The organism is Streptomyces sp. NPDC059256, assembly GCF_042753785.1.
GTDB lineage: Bacteria > Actinomycetota > Actinomycetes > Streptomycetales > Streptomycetaceae > Streptomyces.
In genome coordinates this window covers 206,812-233,213 of record NZ_JBHYZO010000009.1, presented here as the reverse complement: position 1 = coordinate 233,213, position 26,402 = coordinate 206,812, and the positions used below count along the sequence as shown (strand labels likewise).

Below are 26,402 nucleotides of genomic sequence, written 5' to 3'. Positions count from 1 at the left end.
CTCCGACGTAAACCGGTCACCCGTAAGCTGCATCCCATCACCCGAGTCACCAGCAAACCGGATCACCACCCGATCCAACCGGCGAACCTCCTTGGCCGGGACGGAGGCCGACACCGGCTCAGCCTCTTCGACGCCTACCGTGTCTACCGTCACGCGATCCGTCTCCTTCAACATTCTGCTGGCTGTTCACCGGGCGACTGCGCGGCTTCGGCACATGGACGAGCACGACGCTAGGCAGGCCGCCTTGAGGCAAGCCAAAGCACCGATCCATCCCCGGTGCACGGCCCCCTGGCCGGACGGGACCACCGAAGCCCGGAAGCGCGTGCAACGGCGGTGATGCGCCGCCGGCCCGGCCACCCGCGTACGGACAGCGAACGGCGGCTGATTACAGCACCCGTACAGCAGTTCTCCAGCAAGCCTCGCGACGCTTTCCCCGTCGGCGGAGCCGGTCTGTCCGACCCCTTCCCCGATCAGCCCCGGCCCGTACGGCCCCGCGCACCGCCCCACATTCCGTACCGCTCGAAGGAGCACACCGTGGAACCCTCACTACAGGCATCCCGCCGCACCCTTCTGCGCCTCGCGGCAGCCGGCGCGGCCGGTGGCGCCATCGCCGCCGCGCCGCTGCCCGCGTTCGCCGCCACCGGCGCGGACCGCTGCCCGCTGCCGCGGACCCTTTCGGTCACCGCTCCGGGGCTCTATCCGGAAGGCGTAGCCTGGGACCCCAGACGCAAGGCGTTCCTGGTCGGCTCCACCGCCCAGGGCACCATCTCGGTGGTGCGCGCCGACGGATCGCTCTCCGTGCTGGTCGCCCCGTTCGCCCGGGTCTCCGTGATCGGCATCCAGGTGGACGCGGTCCGCGGCAGCATCCAGGCGGCCTACAGCGACTACTTCTTCCGCCGTCTGGGCATGGTGGACACCTCCCTGCCCCCGGTGAACGGCGTCGGCAGCTTCGACCTGGCCACCGGGGCCGTACGGCAGCTGGTCCCCGTCTCGACCGGGGAGTCCGAGCCGCGGACCAACGACGTCACCACCGACCGCCACGGCGACATCTACGTCACCGACACCGAAGCCGACACCATCACCCGGGTGAGCCGGGAGGGTGAGGTGCTCCAGGTGATCCGCGACGATCGCTTCACGGCCGATGGCACGGGTCCCAACGGCATCGTCGCCCACCCCGCCGGGTATCTGCTGATGGGCAAGTACGACGGCGGCCGGCTCTTTCGCATCGACCGTCCGCGTTCGGCGCGCCCCGTCGTCCGCGAAGTACGCCTGGATCGCGCGCCCGCTTCCATCGACGGGCTCGCACTGCGCCCGGACGGCTCCCTGGTCGTCGTGGTGAACGACCTCTCGCTGCCGGGCGGTGCGGGTGGCCGGGACGCCGTGGTCGTCCTGCGGTCCACGGACGGCTGGCGCACGGCCCGCACCCTGCGCGACCAGACCTGGCCGCTCGCCGACCCCACCACCGTGGCCGTGACGCCGTACGGCGACTACGTGGTCAGCGGTGGACTGCGGGAGATCCTCACCGGGGTGCCCTCCACCACTCCCGGCCAGTTCCAACTGCGCCGGCGCTGACGGCGCCACAGCACGGCCCCATCAAGCCCCGACCCATTCACCCCACCGGTGGCGGGCTGCTCCGCGAGGACTCCTCCCGGCACGAACACCACCGGTATCGACCGACCCGGGAGTCCCGCCCATGCCGCATCGACCACGTACCGGTGCCCCACCCCACCAGACTTCGCCCGGCGGCCCCTTCACCGCCCTGGCCCGCTTGAGTTGCAACCGGCCACGGCTGCTGCTCCTCCTCACCCTGGTCCTGTTGGCCGGTGCCGTGGTCCTCGGCAGCGGGGTGGCCGACCGACTGCGCAGCGGAGGCAGCGGCGGCGTCGTCGATCCCGCCTCGGAGTCGTCGTACGCCGCGAAGGTGCTGGAGCGCGAGTTCCCCGACGCCCGGCCCAACGTCGTCCTGCTCGCCGAAGCCAACGGCGCGGGCAAGGGCGTCGACGACGCGGGGATCGCCCAACAGGGTCGGGAGCTCACCGACCGGCTGGCGGCCGTTCCCGGAGTCACCGGTGTCGCGTCCTACTGGAGCACCCGCTCCCCCGCCCTGCGCTCGCAGGACGGCCGGGAGGCGATGGTGGTCGCCCGCATCGACGGTGATGAACTGGCGGCGGAGCGCACGCTCGAAGACCGGATCATCCCCCGCTTCGACGGCCGGCAGGACGATCTCACCGTACGGATCGGTGGGAGCGTCGCCGTCCAGCACGAACAGCAGAAGCTGATCGCCGAGGATCTGATCAGGGCCGAGTTGATCGCCCTGCCGATCACCCTGCTGATCCTGATGGTGGTCTTCGGCAGCGCGGTCGCGGCGCTGCTGCCCATCGGCATCGGGGTGATCGCCATCCTCGGTACCAATGCGGTGCTGCGGGTCATCACCGAGTTCACCGATGTGTCGGTCTTCGCCACCAATCTGACCACCGCGCTCGGCCTCGGACTCGCCATCGACTACGCCTTGTTGATCGTGCGGCGCTATCGCGAGGAGTTGGACACCGGCAAGGACCTCCGGGACGCGCTGACCACCACCTTGAACACCGCGGGGCGCACGGTGTTGTTCTCGGCAGCGACCGTCGCCGTCTCACTCGCCGCCATGATGGTGTTCCCGCTGTACTTCCTGCGCTCGCTCGCCTACGCCGGCATCAGCGTGGTGGTGTTGGCGGCCGTGGCCGCCCTGGTGGTACTGCCGGCGCTGCTCGTGGTGCTCGGCCCGCGCATTGACGCATGGGACGTCCGCAAGCTGCTCAAGCGGCGCTCGGGCGGCCAGCGGAAGTCAGTTCCCGGGGCTGCCTGGGCGCGGTTGGCACAGGGTGTGATGCGGCGTGCGCCGCTGGTCGCGACCGGTACGTTCGCCGTGCTGCTGCTCCTGGGCGCCCCCTTCCTCAACGTCGACTTCGGTACGGCCGACTACCGCCAACTGCCCTCGTCCGCACAGTCGCGGCAGGTGCAGGAGAGCATCAAGGACGGGTTCCAGGGCAGTCCCACCGGAGCGATCGAGGTCGTCACCGAACGGGCGGCCGGCGCTAAGCTGGGGAGCTATGCCGAGGAGTTGTCCACCCTGCCCGGCGTGCTGCGGGTGGACGCCCCGCAGGGCCGCTACGCGGACGGTGAGCTCTCGGGTAGCGCCCAGCCCTCCCGTACCGCGGGCGACACCTCGTACCTGACGGTGGTGCCCGGGGTGGAGGCCGTCTCCGAGGAGGGCAAGGAACTGGTGCGGGACGTAAGGGAAGTGGGAACGCCGTTCCCGGCCCATGTGTCCGGTACGACCGCGGCCCTGATCGACAGCCAGTCGGCCATCGGTCGTGGGTTGCCGTGGGCGATCGGCATCATCGTCCTCGCCACGCTGGTGCTGGTGTTCCTGCTGACCGGCAGTGTGCTGGTGCCCGTGCAAGCGGTGCTGCTCAATGCGCTCAGTCTGACCGCGATGCTCGGAGCGGTCGTCTGGGTGTTCCAGGACGGCAACTTCTCCGACCTGTTGGGCTTCACACCGACAGGCAGCATCGAGACGGCGCTACCGGTGCTGATGTTCTGCCTGGCCTTCGGGCTCTCCATGGACTACGGGGTCTTCCTGCTGTCCCGGATCAACGAGGAGCGGCTGCGCACCGGCGACCACAGGGCCGCGGTCGTCGAGGGCATCCGGGGCACGGGTGGGGTGATCACCGCTGCCGCGGTGGTGCTCGCGGTGGTGATGGTGGCCATCGGCAGCTCGCGGATCACCAACACCAAGATGTTGGGACTCGGCGTGGCCCTCGCCATCCTCATGGACGCCATGGTCATCCGTACGCTGCTGGTCCCCGCGGTGCTGTCGCTCACGGGCAAGGCCACCTGGTGGGCACCGGGGCCGCTACGCCGGTTGCACGCACGGTTCGGCATCAGCGAAGGGGGCTCGGTGCATCACGCTGCGGGCTCGCGGGCCGACGGGGGCCGTGAACCCACTGCGGACACCGCGGCGCGTGCCACGGCCGATCGAGAGACGGCTGATCCGGATGCGGTCGATCCGCCCGTACGGACGGCCGTCGCCCAGGCCGACGAGGAACACAGGACCGCCGCGAAGATCTGACTCCTCCCCCGCCCGGGGCCGTCCCGCCGACCGGAGAGCCTGCCGTGTGCAGGCCGGTCGGCGGGGCGGCCCCGAGCTGTTGGTGGCGGGCATGGCGCCGCCCATCCCCCATGACACGAACGCACCTTCGCCGTTGTCACAACGCAGCGAGGGATGCGTGTGCCGTGGGGGCGTTGTGTGCTTGGACTGGCCGGTGGTGCCCCGACCGCGGGGTCCAAATCGCTCGTGCCTGCCCAACTGCCCCGCAGGACAGGGGTGGAACGGCGATGTGACCTCGGTCCGCGCAGTTCGCCGACTGGCGGGGGCTGGCGCGGGGGCTGGTGTGGGGACTGGTGTAGGGACTGCCGGACAGGCTGCTTTGGCCCTGCACAAGGGGTCGCGCATAGCGTCCGGGGCACCGCGCTACGGCGGACGCAGGACAGATCCTCCACCACTCCCATTCGGCCTCCCTGGAGGACCGACGGACGGTTCCTGGACCTTTTCTGCAACAGATGGGGGGCGCGCGGAGCGTGCGTACGCCCAGACCGGTACGAGGAGGAGTGGCCATGGCCATCGACACGGTCGTCGTCGACTACGGAGGGGTTCTCACCAACCCGCTGGTGGAGACCTTCGTGGCCTTCGCCGAGCTGGCCCGGTTGGGCACGGATGAGCTCGCGGGTGCCCTGGTGGCAGCAACGCAACGGTACGGCCAGACACCCATGGCCGCGCTGGAGACCGGCAGGATCAGCGAGCGGCAGATGACCGAGCGGATCCTGGCCGAACTGCCCGAGGGCGCGGGCCGGGTGTTGGGCGACGGGCACAGCTTCGGCGAGCTCTGGTTCCGCGGACGCCGTCCCAACACACCGTTCCTGGAGTATCTGCACTCGCTGCGGCGCGGTGGCGTACGACTGGCTCTGCTCACCAACAATGTGCGCGAGTGGGAGCCGCTGTGGCGGGCCCAACTGCCCGTGGACGCGTTGTTCGACGTCGTCGTGGACTCGCACCGCGAAGGAGTCCGCAAGCCGGACCCGGCCATCTACCAGGTGCTGTTCGACCGGCTCGGGGTCGGCCCCGAGCGGTGCCTGTTCGTCGACGACACCGAGGAGAACTGCACGGCTTCGGAGGGTCTGGGCATGCGCGCGGTGCACTTCACCGACACCCGGCGCGCGATCGAGGAGATCGACGCCGTGCTCGGGCACCAGGGCCCCGAACAGCCATCGGCGGGGGCGGTGGCGGTGGCGGTCTCCACGGATGGCGCTACGACCGCCGCGGCGACCGATGACGCCCTCGTGGGCGCCGGCCCCTTCGGCGCACGGGCCCTGGGTGGTTCACGATGAGTGCGCCCGTGCTGGTCATCGGGGCCGGACCGACCGGTCTCACCTCGGCTTGCGCGCTGTGGAGTCTCGGTGTGCCCGCTCGTGTGGTGGACCGCCGCCAGGGGCCCGGTACGGCTCCCAAGGGACTGGTGTTGTGGAGCGGGGCGCTGGAGTGCCTCGACCGCATCGGTGTGGCCGACGAGCTGGCCCGGGTCGCCCTGCCGCTGGCCGGGGCGTCCTACTGGACCGCCGGTCGACGCATCGCCGGGGTGCGATTCGGAGGGCTGGCCAACACGGCGTTCCCCGGCCCGTTGTGTGTGCCACAACCCGTGACCGAGCGGGCCCTGCACCGACGGCTCGTGGAACTCGGCGGTCGGGTGGAGTGGGAGACCGAGGCCACGACCGTACGGGTGGACCGCTCCGGGGCCGACCAGTCCGTGACCGTGGCCCTGCGGTCCGGCGGGCGCGAGGAGACACTGACGGTTCCGTGGCTCATCGCCGCCGACGGGGCGCGCAGCCTGGTCCGCACGGCCGTGGGCATCCCCTTCGAGGGCCACACCTTCGAGCGGACGTTCCTGATCGGGGACGGCACGCTTGAGGGGGCTCCGGCGGAGGCCGAGGTCCAGCACCACATCGCTCCGGAGGGTGTGTTGGTGATCGTGCCGCAGCCCGAAGGCCACCGGGTCTTCTTCGACACCGAACCCACCGACGAATCCGAACCGCCCCCGCTAGAACTGCTCCAACGGCTGCTCGACGAGCGCGGCCCCGGTGGACTGAGGCTGCGGGACGTCCGCTGGTCCAGCCGCTTCCGGGTCCATGCAAAGGTTGCCCCTCGCTTTCGGGAGGGTCCGGTGCTGCTCGCGGGAGATGCGGTGCACGCCCACACCACCGCGGGCGGACAGGGGCTCAACACCGGTGTGCAGGACGGCTATGACATCGGGTGGAAGCTGGCCTCGGTGATCCGCGGCGGCGATGCACGGCTGCTCGACAGCTTCGAGGCGGAACGCCGGCCGGCGTCGGTGCGGGCGGTCCGCAGCGGGGATCAACAGACCAGGATGTGGCTGCTGCGCTCCCCGATGGCCCGCAAGGCCCGGGATCTGGCGATGCGGGCGCTGTCCGGCGCGGGAGTGCTGGAGTCCAAGGTCGTGCCCCTGCTGGCCCAGTTGGATCTGGACCACTCACGCAGTGCGGCGGTCGTCGACCTGCCCGGTGCCGCTGCCGTGCCGCGCGCTCTGCGGCTGGGCAGGCGCACCTTCGACGTACCGCTCGCACCGGTGCCCGGGGGTGCGGTGACGTCGCTCCGGGCGTACCTGTCCACCGGGCGGCACACACTGGTGGTGCACGGTGCGGGCGCCGGCGAGTGGGCTGAGCAGGCCGCCCTGGCGTTTCGCGCCTGGGAGGTCGACGACGTCGTACAGGTACTCTGGGTGCGTCCCGGTGCCGGCCACGACCGGGTGGCCGCGGTTCCCGGCTGCGAGGTCCTCCACGACCGGAGCCATGCGCTCGGCGGCGGCGACACTCCGTGGTTCGCCTACATCAGGCCGGACGGGGTGCTCGGCGCCCGCTCGGGCACGGCCGGCTTCGATGCGTTGCTCGCCCGCTTGCCCTGCTGGCCCTCCCTGCGCGCCGTTGAGGATCCGTCGCTGCCCGCGCCCGGGCAGCAGCCGAAGTCGCCCGTCGATGCGCCCCCGGTGGGACGGACCCTCTCGGCCCGGCACGGTAGTTGACCACTGCGGACACCACGGGCGCCGAGGGCCTGTTGGGCTCGTTCGCCCACTTCCCCGCGCCGCATCGCCACCGCTGACCGACCCACTGCGTCCGGCACCGCACGGCGGAAACCGGCGCCCCGCAGCCTTCCTGCACTTCCTGCGCTTCCTGCCACGCCGTGGGAGCCCCGCTCGACTCGACGGGCTCCCACGGGTGGCCACCGCTCCCCATGACCATTCGTGTGAAGGGATCACTTCGCCATGTCCATCTCCACCTCAGCCTCCCTCTCGACGCCCGCCGCCACCCTCCCCCTCCCCGCATCGGCCACCGTCGCCGAGGCAGACCCCCAGCAGACCGGGTCCCTCATCAGCGAGGAGACCGCGGCGCTGCCGACGCTGAGCTATGACGCCACGGTGCCGCGGGCCCTCGTCCACCGCTCCTCGATCGCCGAGGTCTTCGTCACCGACTCCATCCAGACGGGTGAGGACAGCTTCAAGGTCGCCGCCCAACTGCCCCGTGGCCACCTCATCGGCGAGACCTCGCCGCTGTACGACTTCACCCTCCTGGTCGAGGTGGTGCGCCAGGCCGGTGTGCTGGTCGCCCATCGTCATCTGAACGTGGCCCTCGCCTCGGCCTTCATCTTCCGCGACCTGAATCTGCGCACCACGGGCTTCGCGCCGCTGCGGATCGGACTGCGGCCCGCGGACCTCGTCGTCACGATGGACGCCAAGCCGAAGCGCAACAGAGCCGGCCGGGTGCAGGGCTTCACCTTCACCGGAGCCATCCATGTCGACGGGGAGCTCGCTCTCGAAGGGGAGGGCGGACTGCTGATCCTTTCCACCTCCGCCTACCGGGTGCTGCGCGGAAAGCGACAGGTCCCCGATCACCCGGGGTTCCTGCTGCCCCGCTTCACGGCCGCCGAGCCCGCCACCGTGGGGCGGCGCGACGCCCGCAATGTGTTCATCACCGATCCGGTCGCCGAGGCGGAGCACGGGCTGTTCTCGGCGCAGTTGGTGGTGGACACCACGCACCCGCACGTGTTCGACCACCCGCTGGACCATGTGCCGGGCCACCTCCAGATGGAAGCGGCACGGCAGTTGGCCATAGCCTCAGTCGCACGGCTGCACGGACTGGACCCGTACACCCTGACGATCGCCTCGATCACGACGAACTTCTCCGACTATGCGGAGCTGGATCAGATCACCCGAATGCGGGCGACCGCCGAGGGGTTCCGCTGGGACGAAGGTCTACGCACTTGCACAGTCCCGGTCTCGGTCGAAGCGGTTCAGGAGGGGAGGACCACCACTGCCCTGCGGCTTGAGGTGGCACAATGGAGTTGAGTTCAAAAAGAAAGACGTTTGCATAAATCCCGTGCATTGTCTCTATCCAGTAGCATTTCCGCCCAAAAGGTGTCGGCCAATCGACCGAACCCGACGGGGGACCGCATTGATACGCATCCTGCTCGCCGAAGACATGCACATGGTTCGCGGGGCGCTTGTGGCACTGCTGGCTCTGGAGGACGACTTAGACGTGGTCGCCGAAGTCGAACGCGGTGACACCATCGTCAGCACCGTGCTGGAGTGCCGGCCGGACATCGCCATCATCGACGTCGATCTGCCGGGGCTCGACGGTCTGAGTGCCGCCGCGCTCCTGGCCGAGCAAGCGCCCTGGTGCCGAACGCTCATCCTCACCAGCCTGGGCAGACCCGGAACGCTCCGCAAGGCACTCGCGGCCCGGGTCGGCGGCTTCCTCCTCAAGGAGGCGCCGCCGGCCCGACTTGCCTACGCCGTGCGCGAGGTGGCCGCGGGCAAGCGGGTCATCGACCCCCAACTCGCCCTCGCCGCCTTCGACAACGGTGAGAACCCGCTGACTCCGCGTGAGGTGGAGGTCCTGCGGCTGGCCGCGGACGGGGCGGAGGCGGCGGAGATCGCGATCCGTCTCTTCCTCTCGGTGGGGACGGTCCGCAACTATCTGACGACCATCGTCACCAAGCTCAACGCCCGCAACAGGGTGGACGCCATCCGAGTGGCGCGGGAGAGCGGCTGGTTGATGTGACACCGCCCCCGCCCCGTCGACGGAACATCCGCAGGGGCCGGGGGCGCGGGGCCTGTCCATCGAACCGTTCAGTCGACTTGGAGCACGCAGTCGGCGCGATTCAGTCCGCGAGATGAGGGGGCAGCCGCAGGGGCGCCTCGGCCCGCAGCGAGAAGCAGCCGTCCGTGTCGATGCCCGAGGCGAGCCGGCCACCGACCGCCGCCAACCGGAACTGTAGGTTCTGCAAGCCGCTGCCATCACGGGAGTTCGGATCCGGCAGAGTGCCCGAAAGGGACTGCTCCACACCGTCGTTGACGATCGTGAGCACCGCGTCGCCCGCCGCATCGGTCCAGCAGGCGATCCGGCAGTTCTCCGCCTTGCTGTGCCGCAGCAGATTGGTGACGGCCTCCCGCAGCACGGTGGCCATGATGGTGTCGACCTCGCCTTCGGGAAGCCTGCCCCTGAGGTCCACGGTGGCCCGTATGCCGCCCGCTTCCAGTACGGCCTGTGCCGATACCGCCTCGGTGGCCAGGGACATGTCCCGGTAGCCGCGGGCTACCGTGCGTACGTCGGACAGCGCCTGGCGGGAGATCTCCAGGATGCTCTCCAGCTCCGCGAGGGCACGATCGGTCTCGCCGTGCACCAGTCGACGGGCCAACTCGCTCTTGAGGGTGATGGCCGAGAGGCTGTAGCCGAGGAGGTCATGGAGGTCACGGGCGAAGCGGAGGCGCTCCTGGGTGACCGCGAGCCGCGCGATCTCCTGCTGGGCCTCCTGCACTTCGACCACCAACTCGGCCAGCCTGCTGAGCCCGTACACGATCAGTCCGGTGAGGACCGTCGAGACCGCGATGTACACGGTGGCGACCAGGTCCATGCCGAGGAGCGGGCCGGTCGCCGCGGCCACCGCGGTCACCGCGGCGAACAACGGCCAGGCCACCTGGGGGCGCAGGACCAGCAGAACCGAGGCACCGAAGAATCCCGCCATGCCGCCCCAGCCGAAGCCGAGCGTCAGTAGCGGGAGATAGGTCAAGAGGGCCTGCACGGCGAGAGTCCACCGGCCCCATCGGGCGCGGAACTGGCGTAATTGGTACGAAGAGTGGACGAGTTGCAGGACGAAGATGAGGGCGAAGCCGATCACGGACGCCACCAGGGTGAACGTCGCCGGTTCCTCCCCGAGGATGTTCAGGAAGCCCACGAGGACGAATCCGCACTCGACCAACAGCAGGATGCTGAGGGCGAGGTGTGGCGGCGGGGCGCCACGCCCCATCTTGGACACCGCCGACGAGAGGGCCGGCGGAGCGCCGACGCCCGGGTCGGGGGCCCGTCTACCGGCGGTCCTGGATCTACCCGAGCGCGTCATGGCGTCCCTCATGCATTCCCCCGCGGAGAGGCATCACAGGAGATCAGTCAATGGGGAGAGTCTGAACTCCGGAGCCAGCTTGTGGATTAGACCTGTGAAAATCGTGCCGCACTACGGCGGATTGCGCCAGTTCCTCAGGGAGCGTACCGAGCACGAAGCCTCCGACGCTCGGTTCGATGCGCCAGTCGAGGCCCGTGGCCCGGGCGGCGAGATCGATGTCACCGCTACCCAGCGCGCAGGACGCCAGCCCCATCGCCGTGCCCACCAGATAGAGGTTCTGGGTCACGGCACCGACGTGCTTGAGCGTGAGGGCGTACGGCAGGCCACTGTACTTCCACGCCAGGCGGTGGATGCGGGAGGTGATGGTGATGACGACGGCCGGCAGGTCGGTGAGCCCAGCGGCGATCCTCGCCTCGGCGAACAACTCCGCCCTGGCCGACTCATGGTCGGGGTCCCCCACCTGCACCAAGCAGTGCTCCAGCGGGGCGTAGTAGTGGATGCCGGGCGGAATGCCTGCGCAGTCCCGGACCGCCAGGTAGAACTCCAGCTCGTAGGCCCGGCCACCACTCGGGTAGGGCCGGTCAGTGAAGGCTCCCTCGTCGCCGCCGCGTGACCCGTCATGGAGGGACCGCACCCGCAGCGCCCGGAACAGGAACTCCCCCAGCACGTCCGCGGTCAGTCGCTCGGAGCCGAAGGACCGGATGCTGCGGCGGCCTTCGAGTACGGAACTCAGGGGCGGATCGCTCGCCGGCATCTCATCGAGTCGGGGCCGTGCGAGGGCGATGCGCGGTCCATCCGGCAGGGGTTTGACCGCGGGGGCCGGGGCCATCCGGTCGGCGAGCGGGTAGGTGGCTCCGAAGTCCGCGTCGTGCCTGCCGAGCGTGGAGCGCGTGTGGAACAGCAGGTCGATCGCGGACCAGGAGGCCAGGGCGGGATCGCTGTCCTCCGCGAATCCGGGGACGGGAGGATGCAGGACTCCGTCGCCTTGCACGGCTCCCGTGCCGGGTTCGGCGCCGCCCCCGAGGTCGGGCGAGGTCAACGGCTCGGCCGGCACCACCATCCCGGTGCCCAGCAGATGGGCGATGATCTCGCGGGTCGCCTCGAGCGGCAGGGGGACCGCGGCAGCCACTTCGGCACTGGTGATGGGACGCCCGAGCATCCCGATGACCCAGGATGCCTCCGGGCAGTGGAGGACCACCCGGTGCAGGGAGGTCGGTGACTCCAGGACGAAGCCCTTTCCCTCACTGCGCAAGAACGCGAACTGGGAGAGTCGGATCGGGTGCTTCTCATCGACCGTCGTCGGTCCGTAGCGGGCCGACTGGGAGATCGGCACCACGGACATCAGCAGATGGTCGGGGCTGTCGAGCCCTAGGGAACGCACCACCAGGTGTTGAAGGCGCTGGAGCACCATCAAGATCTCCGTCAGGGAAGCCTCGACGGACGCGCCGCCCCCGCCCCCCTCGTACACCGAGGGAGGCGGGGGCGGCGCGCCGGCCACCACGTTCGCCAGGGAGATGGGCCCGAGCCGCATCCGACGCAGCGCCTCACGCACCGAGGGGCTGGCATGGCGCATACGGACCTCCCCCCATCTTCCCGAGAGCACCACGGCACCGCTGGGGCAGCCGGTGTCCACCAGTACGTCCTCGCGCAGCGCCCACAGGGAGAGGGTGCGCCGTCCTCGGCGTACGGTCGGGTGGCCGTCGAATGACCTCTCGGTTGGCATGGGAACTCCTGAGCGGGACGCGGGGGAGAGCCGTCGAGACGGCCGGGAGACGCACACGTACTTCAGACGAACAGCGGAACGGGGTTGAGGTCGGCGTACGGGGTCGGGGCATCGAGCCGGCCGAGATGCACCGGCACGTCGAACAGTCGCCCCGGGGCGAACCTCGCCCAGAAGTGACGCAGACCGGGCACCACGACCTTCACCACCGGAATGCCGATGTCCGGTCTCGTCTGGTCGAGGACGAGGAGGTCCATGCCATGCCCGCGCAGAAGCGTGACGACCTCCTCGACGTCCTCGCGCAGATCTGACCGGCGCTGGTGGGTGAAGTCGGCCGGACCCCGCGCGGGTTGTGCGGGGTCGGGCAGCAGATGGGGTTGGTTGCGGACGGTGGCGCCCCACCACCAGCCGAGCGGCTCCGGCGCGGTGATGCCATAGCCGGAGCCGTCGGCCCGGGCGTCGACGACGGCCGGCAGCAGTTGGTTCATCTCCGTGAGCGCCCGACGCAGGGCGACCGCGGGATCGAAGTGGGCGCCGAAGCCGAACATGATGTCCTCGGCCGGTTTGTCGGTCCTTCGGCTCAGGGCGGCGAACACCGGAATCCCGAGGTCGGAGGTGAGATCGAGGACCCACACCTCGCGGTGCAACTCACGGTAGGTACCGCGCAGTTCCTCGCTCCAGGCGTCACCGAACCCCTCGGTGCCGTCGAGCCTGACGCCCGGCTGACGGATGCGGTTGTACCACCACAGCGCCACCGCGTCCCGCTCGACGAGTTCGAGGAACCCATGGAGTATCGCGTCCTCCAAACTGCTGCCCGCGGCCTGGCCGTTGGAGTCCGCACGCAGCGCGCGGTGACCGGCCGGGGGTGGTGCCGTACCGCCCGCGGGACCGGAGAAGTAGAGCATTCCGGTGGGGAGGAGCCGCTGGCGTTGTTCGGTGAGGGACCACAGGGGGGTCCAGTCGACCGGTGCGCGGTCGTCGAAGGGTTCGGGAACGTACTGGAAGGCCGAGTGCAGGGCGTTCCACCGGTCGCGGTCACGGAACTGGCGCGGTGCGTAGAGCTGGCTTGCGTCCGGAGACAGGGCCGCGTCCCCCAGGGCACGGCGGCTGTCCCTTATCCGCAGCTCATCGCCCTGGAGCGTGGCGCTGTACCGCTCCAGGGCCTCACAGAGCGCGCTGACTTCCGCTTCCTGTGCGGTGCTGCCCTTGCCGCCGCTGACCTGGCGTAGGCCGGCGCGGAGTTGGGCGAGGTCCGCACCTCCCGCGGCGGGGTTGCGGCCGGCGAGGTAGCAGTGCAGGGCTGCCGGCGCCCGGGGGTCGCGACGGATGGCGTCGACGACCCCGGTCACCGGGCTCACCAGATGGCGGTACTGGTCGTGGACCTCCTGTACGGAGCGGGCACGGTGACCTGCGCTGTGGGGCGACTTGGGGCGTGAGACGAGCGTCACCGGTCGTCGTGCCTGGTCGGCGATGAGCGTCGGATCTCCGCAGTCCGGGCACTGTGGGCGACGGCGCAGGTCGTGGTGGGCGGTGGTGAGCGACAGGGTCTCCAGCGTCAGCACCGACGACTGGCCGGCATGGCGATAGCCCGCGAGCCACTTCGCCGCCTCCAGCACGGTCAGGTGTGCGGCGGCTGCGCCGGTGGCCGCGACCCGTGCGGCAGGTCGGGGCACCGGTCCGGTCAGCCCCAGTGCCCGTCGCACGGGGGCCTCACAGAGCCGGTGTCCTTCGAGCCGATGGGCCAGACATGACCAGCAGGCGCCGATTCCGGGCTGGAACACGGGCCCGAGCCAGGTGGTCGAAGCACCCGGCCGGGTCAGCAGCCACGGTCGTCCGGTGACCTGGTGTCGCGCATCGACCTCGCGCAGTTCGGGGTTGAGGTAGTCGTCGCAGACGACGAGGGAGAGTTGCGGGACGTCGAGGGTGGGACCTCCGTCGGAGCCCTCACCGCCCGCCAGCGTCAGACCGGCGGCCCCGCACGCTTCCCTCACTCCGTCCGTGTCGACGTTTCCCACCGCGAGCACTTCCACGGACCCCGCGGCCAACCGGTCGAGGGCGTCGCTCCCGTCGAGCCCCGCCAACTCCCAATAGGCGCGGGCACGAGTGCGCACGGGATCGGTCTGGGCGTCCGGGGCGGTGCCCGAGTACCCGACCAACCCCGCCCGGGCGAGCCGTCCGATCAACCGCCCTGCTTGTTCCGCGGGGATGGTCCTGGCTGCTTCGCGCAGGACGGACGGCAGATCCCTCGTACCGTCCAACAGGGGGACGAGCGCCTCGATCTGACCGCCCTGGAGGGCGGTCACACCGCGGTCGGAGAGCAGATACGCCGCGTCCCCCGCGATGACCTCCGCCCTGAGGTGACTGCGGAATCCCACGCGCCGCCCTCGCGTGGACTCCTGGGAGCGCGGGGAGCGCTCGCCGTGGACGGCAGTCACCGCAGGGTCGTCCCGTTCGCGGCGGCGAGGGCCGCGGAGAAGGCGGTGGAGAAGCCGTCCGTCAGGCGGGAGGAGTCGGAGAGCGACTCCGTCTCCAGGCAGAAGCAGAGCTGCGCCTGTGCCACCGCGGGCCGGCTGAGCTCCTCGATGGTCAGCTCGCCCGCGGTGTCCTCGATCAGCGCCGGGGCCTGGTCGGCCAGGTCCGCGGAGACTCCGAACTCGCCGAGTACCGAGCGGGCATCGCAGCGGTAACGGTCCGCGAGGTCGGGCTCAAGCCAGATGTGGGCGACCACCTCGACGAGTTTCTGGGAGGGGATCGATCTCTCCCGTCCCAGCGCACCCGGGGTGGGTGCGGTGTTCGTACGGGCCGTACGGGTCGTACCGTCGGGAGCGAAAAGGGTGATTCCGTTCACGTGGTCCTCCGCTTTCATCCTGAATATGTCCGTCGGAGCGCCGTGTCTGAGCGGCTGGGATAAATCTTGTGCGTCACATGTGGCCGAAAGACAGTGTTCCGTTCATGCCTCACATATGAGTTCTTCATGGCTGCCACCGTCGCGGATTCATATCGGGCCGGTGAACCGATCACTGGGTCAACAGCCCTCCTGCTGCCATCGTTGGTCACCCCGGAGGAAGAAACCGGGCGGTTGTGGTTGGAAGGGAGTACCAGATGGAGATCCGGGTCCTGGGGCCGCTCGTCGCTCAGCTCGCCCATATGTCGGTGGTGCCCAGCGCGGCCAAGCCGCGCCAGGTGCTTGCACTGTTGGCGCTGCATCCCGGCCAGGTGGTGACCGTGTCCACCCTGCTCGACGAGTTGTGGGGGGACGCACCGCCGCGCACCGCGCCGGCCACCTTGCAGACGTACATCCGACAGTTGCGCAGGATGCTCGGGGACGCCCTTGACCCCGGTGGGGTGCGCGGTCCCAAGGACGTCCTGTGCACCCGCTACGGCGGATACGCCCTGGATGCCGCCGCGGCCGTCGATGCGACCGAGTTCCAGCGGCTGTGCGTGGCGGGGCAGACGGCACTGCGCGAAGGCGCCGATCTGGAGGCGTCCCAACTGCTGCACCGGGCGCTCTCGCTGTGGCGCGGTCCCGCACTCGCCGATGTGCAGATCGGTCGGGCGCTGGAGGTCGAGACCCTGCGGTTGGAGGAGACCCGGCTCAGCGCGCTCGACGGACGCATCGAAGCCGATCTGCGGCTCGGGCGACACGCGGCGCTGTTGGGCGAGTTGACCGCACTGGCCGCCCAACACCCCCTGCATGAAACCGTGCACGCCCAGCTGATGTTGGCGCTGTACCGCTGCGGTCGGCCCTCCCATGCGCTCAGCGCCTACCAGCGGTTGCGTCGCTCACTGATCCAGGAGTTGGCGTTGGAGCCCTCGCCGCGGTTGCAGCGGCTGCACCAGGCGATCCTGGCCGCCGATCCGGGGTTGGAGGCCCCGGAGCAGGCGATGCACGCCGGCGCCATACGCGGCTTCGGGCGGCTCGTCCCCGCCCCGGTGTAGTCGATGGGTCGGCCGCCGCCCGGCCGACCCGTCGACTACACCGTCCCAGCCCACATGACCCCGGGCCGCAACCCCGTGACCTCGCCGGGGCTGCGGTCCGGCTCTGTTCCGCGGCCCGTACGACCGCCGTTCGAGCCGGGGCCGACCGGTCTCGCCGGGCGGTTGTGGTGCCGATCGTTTGCCGCCCCTTAAGCGGTGCTGCCGACTCTGGAGGGTGTTTGGCCGATTCTGTTGCGGCGGCGTTCGGTGGACGGGTGGCAGGCACGGCTGTCGCCGTACTCCGTTTGGGATCCGTTCCGGCCTCCGCAGCGAGCGGTCAACGCCCCACCGGACCGTGTCGCCCAGCCACGCTCCGCGGCCGTGGGCGCCGGTGGACATCAGGGCAGCGAGAGGAGAACCGGGCACTATGACGCGATATCTGAGGCGCGGCGGGACGGCCGACGGGGGCCGACTGCGCTTGTTCTGCTTCCCCTACGCGGGTGGGGGTGCCTCCGCCTACGCCAGCTGGCAGCGCCGGCTCGGCGCCACCGTGGACGTGCAACCGGTGCAGCTTCCCGGCCGGGAGGGCCGGATGGCGGAACCGCGCTTCACCGATCTACCGGCGCTGATAGCCGACTTGGACCGGGAGATCGGACCAGAACTCGAACGACCGCATCTGATGTACGGGCACAGCATGGGTGCACTGATCGCGTTCGCCCTCACCCAGTACCGACGGGCCCGTGGTGCCCGACTGCCGCTGGCCCTGGTGCTGAGCAGCCATCGCGCTCCGCACCTGCCCGCGCCACCGATCGCCCAGGGGCAGGTCCTGGACGACGGGGAACTGGTACGGGGGCTGGCGGAGCTCGGCGGGCTGCCTCAGGCGCTCCTGGACCGACCGGAGTGGTTGACGGCCCTCCTGCCGGTGGTGCGCGGAGATCTGGCGCTCTGCGCCGATGCGGGCCGGGTGGACCGCTCCCCGCTGCCGGTGCCCGTCCATGCCTTCGGCGGGGTGGAGGACCGCTTGGTCACGGTGCCCGAGATCCGGGAGTGGTCCGCCTACACGACCGCGGAGAGTGCGGTGGAGGTGCTGCCCGGGGGGCACTTCTTCATTCGGGAGGAGGAAGACCACTTCCTCGGACGCCTGCAACTGCTGCTGGAGCGCTACGAGAACGCACCCGGCCTGATCGAGCGGGACCTGGTCGGAGCTCCGAGCGAGTGAGATCCGCCCAGGCGTCGCGTCGTTCCTCACCGGGCGGCGGGGAACGATCGGGGCGGGCGAACGGAACGGGATGACGCATCGGCCCCCAGGTCCGGATCCGGACCTGGGGGCCGATGCACTGGCGTCGAGCGGCGGAGCACGCCGACCTGCCTCCAGTCACTCCATGGGCGTCAGGGTCGTCGTCGGCTCCAGGGCGTGTTGAGCCGGTTCGACGCAGGGGTCCTAGTGGCGTGAACCCTGTTCCACCACCCGCGGTGCCGCGTCCTTGGGTGTTCCCGCAGCAGTCACCGGCCCCTCCCCCGCTCGGAACACGTCACCGGTCCCGTCAGAAGTCCCTTCAGAAGTCCGGTCACCAGCTCCGTCAACCGACGCGCCGCGCCGGGGCATCAGCGCTGCGGCGACCAACGCGCCAACTGCCACCCCGACCGCGGCCACCACCAGCCCCACCCCGGCGGCCTCGTCGAAGGCGGCCCGAGCGCTGGCCGCCAAGTCGGCACCCGTACTGCCACCGGTCCGCTCGGCGAGCCTGAGTGCGCTGTCGAGGGTCCTTCCGGCCGCGTCCGGCAGACCGGCGGAGGTCACCTCATCGGCGTAGCTGCGCGCGAGGACGCTGCCCACGACCGCAACGCCCAGGGCATTTCCCAGCTCCTGCATGGTCATGTCCAAGGAGCCGGTGGCACCGGAACGCTCGGGCGGTACCAGGGACATCACCACGTCCGTGGTCGGCCCCATCGCCAGCCCGAAGCCGACGCCCGCCAGCAGCAGTCCCGCCAGGACCGGTGGATAGCCGCTCCCGACCGTGCCCACGATCAGAATGCCGACGGCTCCAGCGCCCAGCCCGATCGCCACGCTGCCGCCCGGCCCCACCCGGCGTACCAGCGCCGAACACATCAGTGTTCCCAGGAGCACGGCGAAGGCGACGGGCATCACGGCAAGTCCCGCCTGCAAGGCGCCGTAGCCCAGGGCGAATTGGAGCCTCTGGGTGAGGACGAACAGGGTGCCGGCCAGTCCGAACATCAACAGCAGGATGCTCAGGCTCGCCCCGATGAACGGCCGTTTGCGCAGCAGCTCGAAGTCGACCATCGGGCTCGGGTGGGCGCGCTCCCACACGACGAAGGCGACTCCGGCGGCCAGCGCCACCGCGAACCCTGCCAACGGACCGGGTGCCGTCCAGCCGTGTTGGGAGACCCGGATCGTGCCGAAGACCAGACCCACCATGGCCGCGGTGCCGAGCAGTGCACCGATGGGATCGGGCCTGCGCGGTGTGGCGTTGGACGACTCCGGCAACAGCAGCGCACCGGCCACCAGCACGACGGCCACCGGTACCAGGTTCACCAGGAAGATCGAACCCCACCAGAAGTGGCCCACCAGGAACCCTCCGATCACCGGGCCAGCGGCCACCCCGAGCGCCGAGGCGCCGCTCCAGATGCCGATGGCGCGCGCCCGCTCCGCCGGGGGGAAGACATGGACCAGCACGGCGAGGGTGCCCGGCATGATGAAGGCGGCGCCCAGGCCCATCAGGGCTCGGGCCGCGACGAGTTGGCCGGGTCCGTCCGCGACCATCCCCACCAGCGAACCGACTCCGAACACGACCGTTCCGGTCAGGGTGGCGAGCTTGTGGCCGTAGCGGTCGGAGAGCGTACCGGCGGTCAGCAGGGCTCCGGCGAGGGCCAGCGCATAGCTGTCCACGATGAACTGGACCTCGCTGATGTCCGCGTCCAGGCTGCGCATCATCTCCGGGATGGCCACGTTGAGCAGGCCGTTGTTGAGCACGATCGCGAACAGCGCGAGGGAGAGCACACCGAGCATCCACCAACGGCGTGGGTCCTCGGGGGTCGTGCCGTCCTTGGCGGTCGGGTGCATCTGTCGGTCCTCCGTCGTTCCGGGACACGCTGGGCACCGCCAGATTTCCGGGCCGCACTGTAGGGCTGCTTGTGCAGTCGGCCCGTACGACAGGGTCCGGCCGGCCGCTCAAGCGGCGCTTCAGCGGCGCTCCATACCTTCGCCCGGTGCCGTGCTCGTCCTGAGGCGGCGATGCCCGAAGGGGGTGCCATGGAGATCCCGCTGCGACTGCGGCAAGCCCGGTCAGCACTGTTGCTGATCTTCCTCGTCCACGGAGCGGTCTTCGCCCTGCTGGTCACCCGGATTCCCGCGATCCAGGACCGGTACGGGCTCAGCGACGCAGCCCTTCCCGCGTTCTTGGCCGCCGTGCCGATCCTCGCCGGAGTGGGGAGCCTCAGCGCTTCCCGACTGGTGCAACGGGTGCCCGCACCGATGGTGGTGCGGGTGCTCCAGCCGGTGATCTGTCTGACGCTGGTGGGGGTGGGGTCGGGCCGGGCCGTGTGGCACCTCGCCCTGAGCCTGGCCGTGTTCGGACTGATGGTGGGCGCGTTGGAAGCAACGATGAACATGACGGGCGTGGGTATCGAACGCGGCTACGGCCGTAGCATCATGCTGCGCTTCCACGGGGCCGCCAGCCTCGGCGGCATCGTCGGCGCCCTGCTGGCCTGGGGCGGTGCGCACTGGGACGTCTCGCTGTCCGTCCTCTACACGGTCTCGGTCGTGGTGCTGCTGCCGATCGGTGTGGCGGCGGGCCCCCGGTTGTCCGCGGTGGAGCTGCGCGGTGAAATCGCGGCGCAGGCATCGAAGACCGAGCGGCCGGCAGTGCCGTGGAAGCCGCTGCTGCCGCTCTGCCTGATCATGGGCGTTGCGGTGGTCGCCGATTCCACGGCCACCAACTGGAGTGCCAAGTTCCTTCAGGACACGCTGGGTAGCTCCGAGGCCGTGGCCACTCTCCCGTACGCCCTCTACATGGTCGCCACGCTGGTGGGTCGTGGTTTCGGCGACCAGTGGGTGAGGCGGTGGGGTGCTGTCAGTGTGATCCGCGCGGGCGCGGTGCTGTCGGCCGCCGGTTTCTCGGTGGTCGCCGCGGCGCCGGGGCCCTGGGCCGCGGTGTTCGGCTTCGGCATGCTCGGCGCTGGCCTGTCCGTGATCATTCCGCAGGTGTTCACGGTCGGCGCCCAGCTGCTGCCGGGGTCGTCGGACACCGCCATCGCCCGCGTCAACCTCTTCAACTACGTGGGGTTCCTCGTCGGCCCGCCGTTGGTCGGGGCGGTCGGGGCGACGGTCTCCTACCGTGCTGCGATGTGCGTACCGCTGTTGCTCGTCCTCGAGGTGTTGTTGATGGCGCGTTCACTGGTGGCCCCCGAGCGTCCGGAGCCGAACGTGCCCCTGGCCCGACCGGCTCCGACCACCACCGGGTAGGCCGCGGCTGTCGGAGCGATCCCGCGGGTCGGTGTGCCCGGGCCCCTCGGCCGTCGTCGAGGGGCCCGGGCTTCGTTGTGTGCAACAGGTTTCGTTGTGCACAGTTTTCGTTGTGTGACCGGCTTCATTGTGTGCCCGGCTTCGTTGTGTACTCAGGCACGCCTGCCGGAGGTGCGAACGGGTCGGAGCCGTCGGCGGCGGGCCGATCGGCGTCGGGCCGTCGCGCAGGAGCCGGCCCGCGGTGAGCGGGAGGGTTCCCAGCCCGTCGATGTCCGCCCTACCTCGCCTTTAGCAGGCCCAAAGCGCGAAAGCGGACGATCCCCGCGAGGGCGGACCCGGGCCCTGACCGCGCACCGCATGTACGGCGGTGGCGCCGGTGAGGACCCGGTCGCGAGAGAGCCCCCTGACGATGGGAGAACCATGCGCTGGGAAAGCGTTTATGTGGCGGGAACGGGTGCCTGGCTCCCCGAACCGTTCCCCGCCCGCGCCGCCGTGGAGGCGGGCGAGTACGACCCCGAGCAGTTCGAGGCGGACGGTCTGCTGACGGTCCGGATCGCCGGCGAGGACATCGCCCCGCCCGACATGGCGGTGCAGGCCGCCACCACCGCACTCAAGCGGTCGCAGATCGACGCGGAGACCGTGCGGCTCCTGCTGCACAACTATGTGTGGTTCCAGGGCCAGACCATGTGGCCGGTGGCGTCCTACGTCGCCGACCACGCCGTCCACCGCGGCGTACCGGCCTTCGAGGTCAAGCAGGAGTGCAACGCCGCGATCAGTTCACTGGAACTCGCGGCCCGCCATCTGAGCACGGAGCCCGAGGAGGCCGCCGCGGTACTCACCACCGCCGACCGCTTCGCCGAGCCGCTGATCCACCGCTGGAGCGCGGAGGCCGGGCTCGTCTACGGGGACGGAGGCACCGCGCTGGTGCTCTCCAACCGCAGCGGGTTCGCCCGGGTGCTGTCGACCGCGACCCGCGCTGACAACCGGATGGAGGCGCTCGCCCGGGGTGCGGGGCTCAGCCCCCTGCCCACCGGCGAGCCCTACGACCACGCGGCCAGGTTCGCCCACTATCTGCGGGCCCAGGGCAACATCCGGGAGGCGTCCGAGCGGTTGATCGCGATGGTCATGGGCGCGGTCGACGACGCCCTGACCGATGCCGACACCCGCCGCGAAGACCTCGCCTGGGCCGTCATCCCCACCGGGGGCCGCAGCAAGATGCAGTGGCAGGCGGAACAGCTGCTGGGCGTGCCGGCGGAACGCACCACCTGGGAGTTCGGCCGCCGCACCGGACACCTGGGCGCCGGTGACCAGTTCGCCGCGCTCAACGACCTCGCCGAGCGGGGCGAGCTGAACCCCGGTGACCGGGTGCTGATGCTCTCCGCCGGCCCGGGCACCGCGAGCTGTGCCGTCCTGGAGATCACCAGCCAGCCCGCGTGGGCCGTGCCCGCAGCCCTCGCCCAGGAGCCGCAGTCATGACCGCCCCGGCACCGGAGGTGTTCCCCGCGACGGCGCTGATCGACAACGCCGTGGGCACCGACACCGCGCCCCTCGTCGAGAACGCCGCCGAGGTGTTCCTGACGGCGGCCGTCGGCGCCCATCCCGACTCCCCCGCCGTGCGCGACCGCTATGGAGTGTGGACCTATGCCGAACTCGACGCCGCGGCGGACTCCTTCAGCCGTGTCCTGGAGGGTTACGGCATCGAGCCGGGCGACCGGGTGCTCGCCCGGGTCGGAAGCGTACGTGAGTTCACGGCACTGCTGTACGGCACCTGGCGTCGAGGAGCCGTCCTGGTCCCGATCAACCCGGGGATGAAGGCGTACCACCTCGCGGCGGTGCTCGCCGACTCCCGTCCCTCGCTGATCGTGGTGGAGGAGGGGGAACGATCAGGCGCCGACGGACTGGAGTGGCCGGCGCAGGTGCCGGTCGCCGTGCTGGGCGAGGTGGATCTGTCCGGTGCGGCCGACCCCGCATCCCGCACCCAGGTCAAGGTGCCGGCGGATCGGCTCTCCCTGTTGATCTACACATCGGGCAGCACGTCGGCGCCCAAGGCGGTGGCCTGCCCGCACGGCCCGGTGGCGTTCGCCGCCCGGGCGGTCGCGGCCCGGCTGGGCTACCGCGCGGACGACACCGTGCTCACCGCCGTACCGCTCTCCTTCGACTACGGCCTGTACCAGATCCTGTTGAGCGCGCTGGCCGGCGCCGAGCTGCTGCTTTCGGGCCCGTCCGACCACGCCCGGCTGCTCGGGTTCGCCCGCGACCACGGGGCCACGGTGGTCCCCCTCGTACCGTCGTTGGGCGAACTGCTGGTGCGGTTGACCTCCCGCGACCGGCAGCCGACCCGGATACGGCTGTTCACCAACACGGGCGCCGCACTCAACGCGCCACTGATCGCTGCGCTGAGGGAGGCGTTCCCCGGTGCGGCGGTCGCCCCCATGTACGGCACCACCGAGTGCAAGCGGATCACCATCCTGGAGCCGGACGGCGATCTGGCCAGGCCCGGGTCCGTGGGACCCGCGCTGCCCGGCACCGAGGTCCTGGTACTCGACGAGGACGGCCGACGGCTGCCGCCCCACGAGATCGGTGAACTCGTGGTGCGCGGACCCCATGTGATGGCGGGCTACTGGCAGGCCCCCGAGCAGACAGCGCTGCGCTTCCGGCATTCCGACGAGAGCGGGGTCACCCTGCACACGGGTGACTACGGCTGGCTGGACGAGGACGGTCACGTCTACTTCCAGGGTCGCAGGGACGATCTGTTCAAGCGGCGCGGCGCGCGGATGAGTTCGGTCGAGATCGAGGCCGCCACGCTCGACATCGAGGGTGTGCGGGAAGCCGCGCTGTTGGTCCCCGAGGACGATCGGGACATGGTCCTCTTCGTCGTCGGCGAGGACGACCGGCTGACCGACGAACAAGTACTGCTGCGGCTCGGGGACCGTCTCGAAGCCGCGAAGGTGCCCGACGTCTGCCATGTGCTGACCGCACTCCCCCTGACCCCCAACGGCAAGATCGACCGCAAGGAGCTGCGCAGGCGGCTCGTGGAGGGCATCCATGGCGACTGACAGTGACCTCGTCGAAGGGCTGGTCGAGCAGTACGGCAGCCCGCTGTACGTCTACGACCTGGCGCGGCTGCGCTCCGCTTTGGAGGACCTGCGGACCGCCCTGCCGCAGCCGAGCCGCATCTATTACTCGCTCAAGGCCAATCCGCACCCCGGTCTCGTCGCCGAGCTGCGCCGGGGCGGGGCGCGCGCCGAGGTCACCTCGCGCGGAGAGCTCGCCGCCGCGCTGGAGGCGGGGCATCCGGCCGCCGAGCTGATGTACTCCGGTCCCGGCAAGGTGCCGGCGGAGCTGGACGAGGCCATCGCCGCGGGGATGCGCACCTTCTCCACCGAGTCGTTCGGTGATCTGGAGCGGATCGGCGCCGCGGCTGCGGCGCACGGGGTGGTCGCCGACTGCGTGCTGCGCATCAACGCAGCGGGCGCCCCCGGGCAGGGCGGACTGAGGATGACGGGCGGGCCCTCGCAGTTCGGGTTCGACCTGGACGGGCTGGCCCGGGAGCGGGCCCGGCTGCTCGCCGAAGGCACCCGGATCGTCGGCATGCACTTCTTCCCGCTCACCAACGCCCGTGACGAGGAAGGGCTGCACGCAGAGCTGGCGAACAGCGTGCGCACGGCGGCGCGGCTCCGCGACGAACTCGGCATCCCGCTCCAACTACTCGACCTCGGAGGCGGGTTCGCGGCGCCCTACGCCACTCCGGGCGAGCGTCCCGTCTACCGCGGTCTGCGGACCTCGCTGACCGCGGTCCTCGACGAACACCTGCCGGGCTGGCGCGACGGTGATCCGGTGATCGCCTTCGAGTCGGGGCGCTATCTCGTCGGGGACAGCGGTCGGCTGGTGACCACGGTCACGGATGTGAAGCACAGCAAGGGCAGCGACTACGCGGTGCTCGACTCGGGGATCAACCATCTGGGCGGGCTCTCCGGCCTCGGACGGCTGCTGCCGCTCTCGGCACAGCCCCTGACTCCCGTGTCCGATGACCGCGCGGACGAGGGCCCGACGACCGTGACCCTGGCCGGCCCGCTGTGCACCCCGGCCGACATCCTGGCGCGCGTCGCGGAACTGCCGGGGGTGCGCCCGGGCGACCGGCTGGTCTTCCCGCACGTCGGCGCCTACGGGCTGTCGGCGAGCCTGCTGGGTTTCCTGGGTCATCCGGCGCCCGCCGAGGTCCTGGTGGACGGCGGCAAGGCCGTCTCCGCGACCCGTCTGGCCCTGCAACGCCACACCGTCGCCCCACTCGCCGACCTCCAGTCGAAGGACTCCCCCGCCATGCCCGACACCTCCGCCCCCACGGCGACCGACACCACCACGTCCGCGGCCCACGGCTGGGACGAGGAGTACGAGTCCGTCCTGCACGACGTGCTTCCCCGGCTCGCCGCGAAGGGTCCGCTGCTGCCCGACAGCAGCCTCAAGGCGGCCGGTCTGGATTCCATGGCCATGGTGGAGGTGCTGGTCCGGGTGGAGTCCGCGTACGGCATCTCCATCCCCGACAGCGAGTTGGTCGCGGCCACCTTCGCCACGCCCGCCTCGCTCTGGCACGTGGTTTCCACCCTGCGGGAGCAGGCCGTCGGCCCGGCTGCCTGACCCGGATGACCAGCTCAGACCCACAACCAAGAAGGTAGGACCTCATGCGTTGGGAAGGCGTATTCGTCGCGGGGACCGGAGTGTGGTTGGGCGAGCCCGAACTCGCCCGGTCCGCAGTCGAGTCGGGCAGGTACGACGCGGAACAGCACGCACAGGACGAGATCCTGTCCGTCTCGGTCGCCGACGAGTCCATGGCTCCCCCGGACATGGCCGTGCACGCCGCGACGACCGCGCTGAAGCGCTCGGGGCTGGATGCGTCGGACGTGGAGTTGCTGATCCACAGCAGCATCTGGTTCCAGGGCGTGGAGATGTGGCCCGCCGCCTCCTATGTGGCGGGGCACGCGCTGGGCACCTCGGTGACGGCCTTCGGGCTGGAGCAGGAGTGCAACGGCGGCGTCGGCGCCCTGGAGGTGGCGGCCCGGCAGGTCAGCGCCCGGCCCGGCGAGGGTGCAGCGATGGTCACCACCGCCGACCGCTTCGGCGCCCCCCTGGTCCAGCGGTGGAGCAGCGAGCCGGGCTTCGTGTACGGGGACGCGGGCACGGCTCTGCTCCTGTCCGCGCGCGGCGGATTCGCCAGGCTGCTGGCCACGGCGAGCGGTTCGGACAATTCACTGGAGGCGGTGGTGCGCGGCCCGGCGCTCAAGCCGCTGCCGTCAGGCGGTCCGCTGGACCTGTTGGGCCGCGTCGGTCACTACGTCCGGACCCGGGGCAGTGTGCGGGAGGCGACCGAGAAGGTCGCGGCGGTCGTCAACAGGGTCGTGGACACGGCCCTGGCCGATGCCGGCGTCGGCCGCGCGGACATCGACCGCGTGGTGACCCTGGCCAGTGGACGTGCCCGGCTCGAATGGCAGCTCCCCCAACTGCTCGGCTTCCCGGTCGAGCTGTCCACCTGGGAGTTCGCGCGCCGGGCGGGGCATCTGGGCGCTGGCGACCAGATCGCAGGCTTCAACGACCTGCTGGAGCGGGGCGAGTTGAGCGTGGGCGATCGGGTGCTGTTCGTCGGTGGCGGTTCGGGCTTCAGCTGCACCTGTGCGGTGCTGGAGATCGTGGACGTACCCCAGTGGGAGCCGTCCGGCGCACTGGCGTGAGGGCGGGAATCGCCGCTGCCGCCTGCGGCTCCAGCGGCGCTTCAGTGCACT

18 protein-coding genes are annotated in these 26,402 nt (G+C 70.6%); 13 read left to right on the top strand and 5 right to left on the bottom strand.

Going from position 1 to position 26,402, the window contains the following annotated elements:
• Window positions 1-336: 336 nt before the first annotated feature.
• The 6 genes from ACFXJL_RS21680 (at window position 337) to ACFXJL_RS21655 (ending at window position 9,168) form a co-directional block, all read left to right on the top strand.
• Window positions 337-1,572, top strand: a complete 1,236-nt coding sequence (locus ACFXJL_RS21680) for an SMP-30/gluconolactonase/LRE family protein (protein ID WP_384694756.1) — start codon at window positions 337-339, stop codon at window positions 1,570-1,572.
• 121 nt (window positions 1,573-1,693) lie between these two features.
• Complete coding sequence (locus ACFXJL_RS21675; RefSeq protein ID WP_384694752.1) at window positions 1,694-4,111, top strand: MMPL family transporter; 2,418 nt, start codon at window positions 1,694-1,696, stop codon at window positions 4,109-4,111.
• A 545-nt stretch (window positions 4,112-4,656) separates the two neighbouring features.
• Complete coding sequence (locus ACFXJL_RS21670; RefSeq protein ID WP_384694748.1) at window positions 4,657-5,427, top strand: HAD family hydrolase; 771 nt, start codon at window positions 4,657-4,659, stop codon at window positions 5,425-5,427.
• Window positions 5,424-7,133 carry an FAD-dependent monooxygenase gene (locus ACFXJL_RS21665; protein ID WP_384694745.1) on the top strand — a complete coding sequence of 570 codons (1,710 nt, stop codon included), beginning with the start codon at window positions 5,424-5,426 and terminating at the stop codon, window positions 7,131-7,133. The genes ACFXJL_RS21670 and ACFXJL_RS21665 overlap by 4 nt, the downstream gene beginning before the upstream one ends.
• Window positions 7,134-7,373: 240 nt before the next feature.
• On the top strand, window positions 7,374-8,453 hold the full coding sequence (locus ACFXJL_RS21660; protein ID WP_358879887.1) for a ScbA/BarX family gamma-butyrolactone biosynthesis protein: 1,080 nt from the start codon (window positions 7,374-7,376) through the stop codon (window positions 8,451-8,453).
• Window positions 8,454-8,559: 106 nt separating this feature from the next.
• The gene (locus ACFXJL_RS21655) at window positions 8,560-9,168 is read left to right on the top strand and encodes a response regulator transcription factor (RefSeq protein WP_329015092.1); all 609 of its coding nucleotides are present in this window, start codon (window positions 8,560-8,562) and stop codon (window positions 9,166-9,168) included.
• Between the two features lie 100 nt (window positions 9,169-9,268).
• On the opposite strand, the gene ACFXJL_RS21650 is transcribed toward ACFXJL_RS21655, so the two are convergent.
• The 4 genes from ACFXJL_RS21650 to ACFXJL_RS21635 form a co-directional block, all read right to left on the bottom strand.
• Complete coding sequence (locus ACFXJL_RS21650; RefSeq protein ID WP_384694742.1) at window positions 9,269-10,507, bottom strand: sensor histidine kinase; 1,239 nt, start codon at window positions 10,505-10,507, stop codon at window positions 9,269-9,271.
• 43 nt (window positions 10,508-10,550) lie between these two features.
• Window positions 10,551-12,230, bottom strand: a complete 1,680-nt coding sequence (locus ACFXJL_RS21645) for a SagB family peptide dehydrogenase (RefSeq protein WP_384694739.1) — start codon at window positions 12,228-12,230, stop codon at window positions 10,551-10,553.
• 62 nt (window positions 12,231-12,292) lie between these two features.
• Entirely contained in the window at window positions 12,293-14,662 is a 2,370-nt protein-coding gene (locus ACFXJL_RS21640) for a TOMM precursor leader peptide-binding protein (protein ID WP_384694736.1), read from the bottom strand.
• Complete coding sequence (locus ACFXJL_RS21635; RefSeq protein WP_384636846.1) at window positions 14,659-15,075, bottom strand: hypothetical protein; 417 nt, start codon at window positions 15,073-15,075, stop codon at window positions 14,659-14,661. Before ACFXJL_RS21635 ends, ACFXJL_RS21640 begins: the two co-directional genes overlap by 4 nt.
• Window positions 15,076-15,329: 254 nt before the next feature.
• Here ACFXJL_RS21635 and ACFXJL_RS21630 point away from each other — a divergent pair, with 254 nt between their 5' ends.
• Window positions 15,330-16,166: a BTAD domain-containing putative transcriptional regulator gene (locus tag ACFXJL_RS21630; RefSeq protein ID WP_384694732.1), complete on the top strand. Its 837-nt coding sequence runs from the start codon at window positions 15,330-15,332 to the stop codon at window positions 16,164-16,166.
• A 406-nt stretch (window positions 16,167-16,572) separates the two neighbouring features.
• Complete coding sequence (locus ACFXJL_RS21625) at window positions 16,573-17,364, top strand: thioesterase II family protein (RefSeq protein ID WP_384636852.1); 792 nt, start codon at window positions 16,573-16,575, stop codon at window positions 17,362-17,364.
• Window positions 17,365-17,586: 222 nt separating this feature from the next.
• On the opposite strand, the gene ACFXJL_RS21620 is transcribed toward ACFXJL_RS21625, so the two are convergent.
• Window positions 17,587-19,227 (bottom strand): MFS transporter, encoded by a 1,641-nt coding sequence (locus ACFXJL_RS21620; RefSeq protein ID WP_384694729.1) that lies wholly within the window; start codon window positions 19,225-19,227, stop codon window positions 17,587-17,589.
• A 189-nt stretch (window positions 19,228-19,416) separates the two neighbouring features.
• Between ACFXJL_RS21620 and ACFXJL_RS21615 the strand changes: the two genes are divergently transcribed.
• The 5 genes from ACFXJL_RS21615 (at window position 19,417) to ACFXJL_RS21595 (ending at window position 26,351) form a co-directional block, all read left to right on the top strand.
• Window positions 19,417-20,628, top strand: a complete 1,212-nt coding sequence (locus tag ACFXJL_RS21615) for an MFS transporter (protein WP_384694726.1) — start codon at window positions 19,417-19,419, stop codon at window positions 20,626-20,628.
• A gap of 420 nt (window positions 20,629-21,048) precedes the next feature.
• Entirely contained in the window at window positions 21,049-22,104 is a 1,056-nt protein-coding gene (locus ACFXJL_RS21610) for a ketoacyl-ACP synthase III family protein (protein ID WP_358879878.1), read from the top strand.
• Window positions 22,101-23,684: a class I adenylate-forming enzyme family protein gene (locus ACFXJL_RS21605; protein ID WP_384694723.1), complete on the top strand. Its 1,584-nt coding sequence runs from the start codon at window positions 22,101-22,103 to the stop codon at window positions 23,682-23,684. Before ACFXJL_RS21610 ends, ACFXJL_RS21605 begins: the two co-directional genes overlap by 4 nt.
• Window positions 23,674-25,263, top strand: a complete 1,590-nt coding sequence (locus tag ACFXJL_RS21600) for a phosphopantetheine-binding protein (protein ID WP_384694720.1) — start codon at window positions 23,674-23,676, stop codon at window positions 25,261-25,263. The genes ACFXJL_RS21605 and ACFXJL_RS21600 overlap by 11 nt, the downstream gene beginning before the upstream one ends.
• 44 nt (window positions 25,264-25,307) lie before the next feature.
• Window positions 25,308-26,351 (top strand): ketoacyl-ACP synthase III family protein, encoded by a 1,044-nt coding sequence (locus tag ACFXJL_RS21595; RefSeq protein WP_358879875.1) that lies wholly within the window; start codon window positions 25,308-25,310, stop codon window positions 26,349-26,351.
• Window positions 26,352-26,402: the final 51 nt, after the last annotated feature.

Coding starts and splice junctions, on each gene's coding strand:
- ACFXJL_RS21645 (WP_384694739.1), bottom strand. CDS start 12,230: ATGCCAACCGAGAGGTCATTCGACGGCCACCCGACCGTACGCCGAGGA.
- ACFXJL_RS21665 (WP_384694745.1), top strand. CDS start 5,424: ATGAGTGCGCCCGTGCTGGTCATCGGGGCCGGACCGACCGGTCTCACC.
- ACFXJL_RS21625 (WP_384636852.1), top strand. CDS start 16,573: ATGACGCGATATCTGAGGCGCGGCGGGACGGCCGACGGGGGCCGACTG.
- ACFXJL_RS21600 (WP_384694720.1), top strand. CDS start 23,674: ATGGCGACTGACAGTGACCTCGTCGAAGGGCTGGTCGAGCAGTACGGC.
- ACFXJL_RS21675 (WP_384694752.1), top strand. CDS start 1,694: ATGCCGCATCGACCACGTACCGGTGCCCCACCCCACCAGACTTCGCCC.
- ACFXJL_RS21670 (WP_384694748.1), top strand. CDS start 4,657: ATGGCCATCGACACGGTCGTCGTCGACTACGGAGGGGTTCTCACCAAC.
- ACFXJL_RS21620 (WP_384694729.1), bottom strand. CDS start 19,227: ATGCACCCGACCGCCAAGGACGGCACGACCCCCGAGGACCCACGCCGT.
- ACFXJL_RS21610 (WP_358879878.1), top strand. CDS start 21,049: ATGCGCTGGGAAAGCGTTTATGTGGCGGGAACGGGTGCCTGGCTCCCC.
- ACFXJL_RS21630 (WP_384694732.1), top strand. CDS start 15,330: ATGGAGATCCGGGTCCTGGGGCCGCTCGTCGCTCAGCTCGCCCATATG.
- ACFXJL_RS21660 (WP_358879887.1), top strand. CDS start 7,374: ATGTCCATCTCCACCTCAGCCTCCCTCTCGACGCCCGCCGCCACCCTC.
- ACFXJL_RS21650 (WP_384694742.1), bottom strand. CDS start 10,507: ATGACGCGCTCGGGTAGATCCAGGACCGCCGGTAGACGGGCCCCCGAC.
- ACFXJL_RS21605 (WP_384694723.1), top strand. CDS start 22,101: ATGACCGCCCCGGCACCGGAGGTGTTCCCCGCGACGGCGCTGATCGAC.
- ACFXJL_RS21615 (WP_384694726.1), top strand. CDS start 19,417: ATGGAGATCCCGCTGCGACTGCGGCAAGCCCGGTCAGCACTGTTGCTG.
- ACFXJL_RS21680 (WP_384694756.1), top strand. CDS start 337: ATGCGCCGCCGGCCCGGCCACCCGCGTACGGACAGCGAACGGCGGCTG.
- ACFXJL_RS21595 (WP_358879875.1), top strand. CDS start 25,308: ATGCGTTGGGAAGGCGTATTCGTCGCGGGGACCGGAGTGTGGTTGGGC.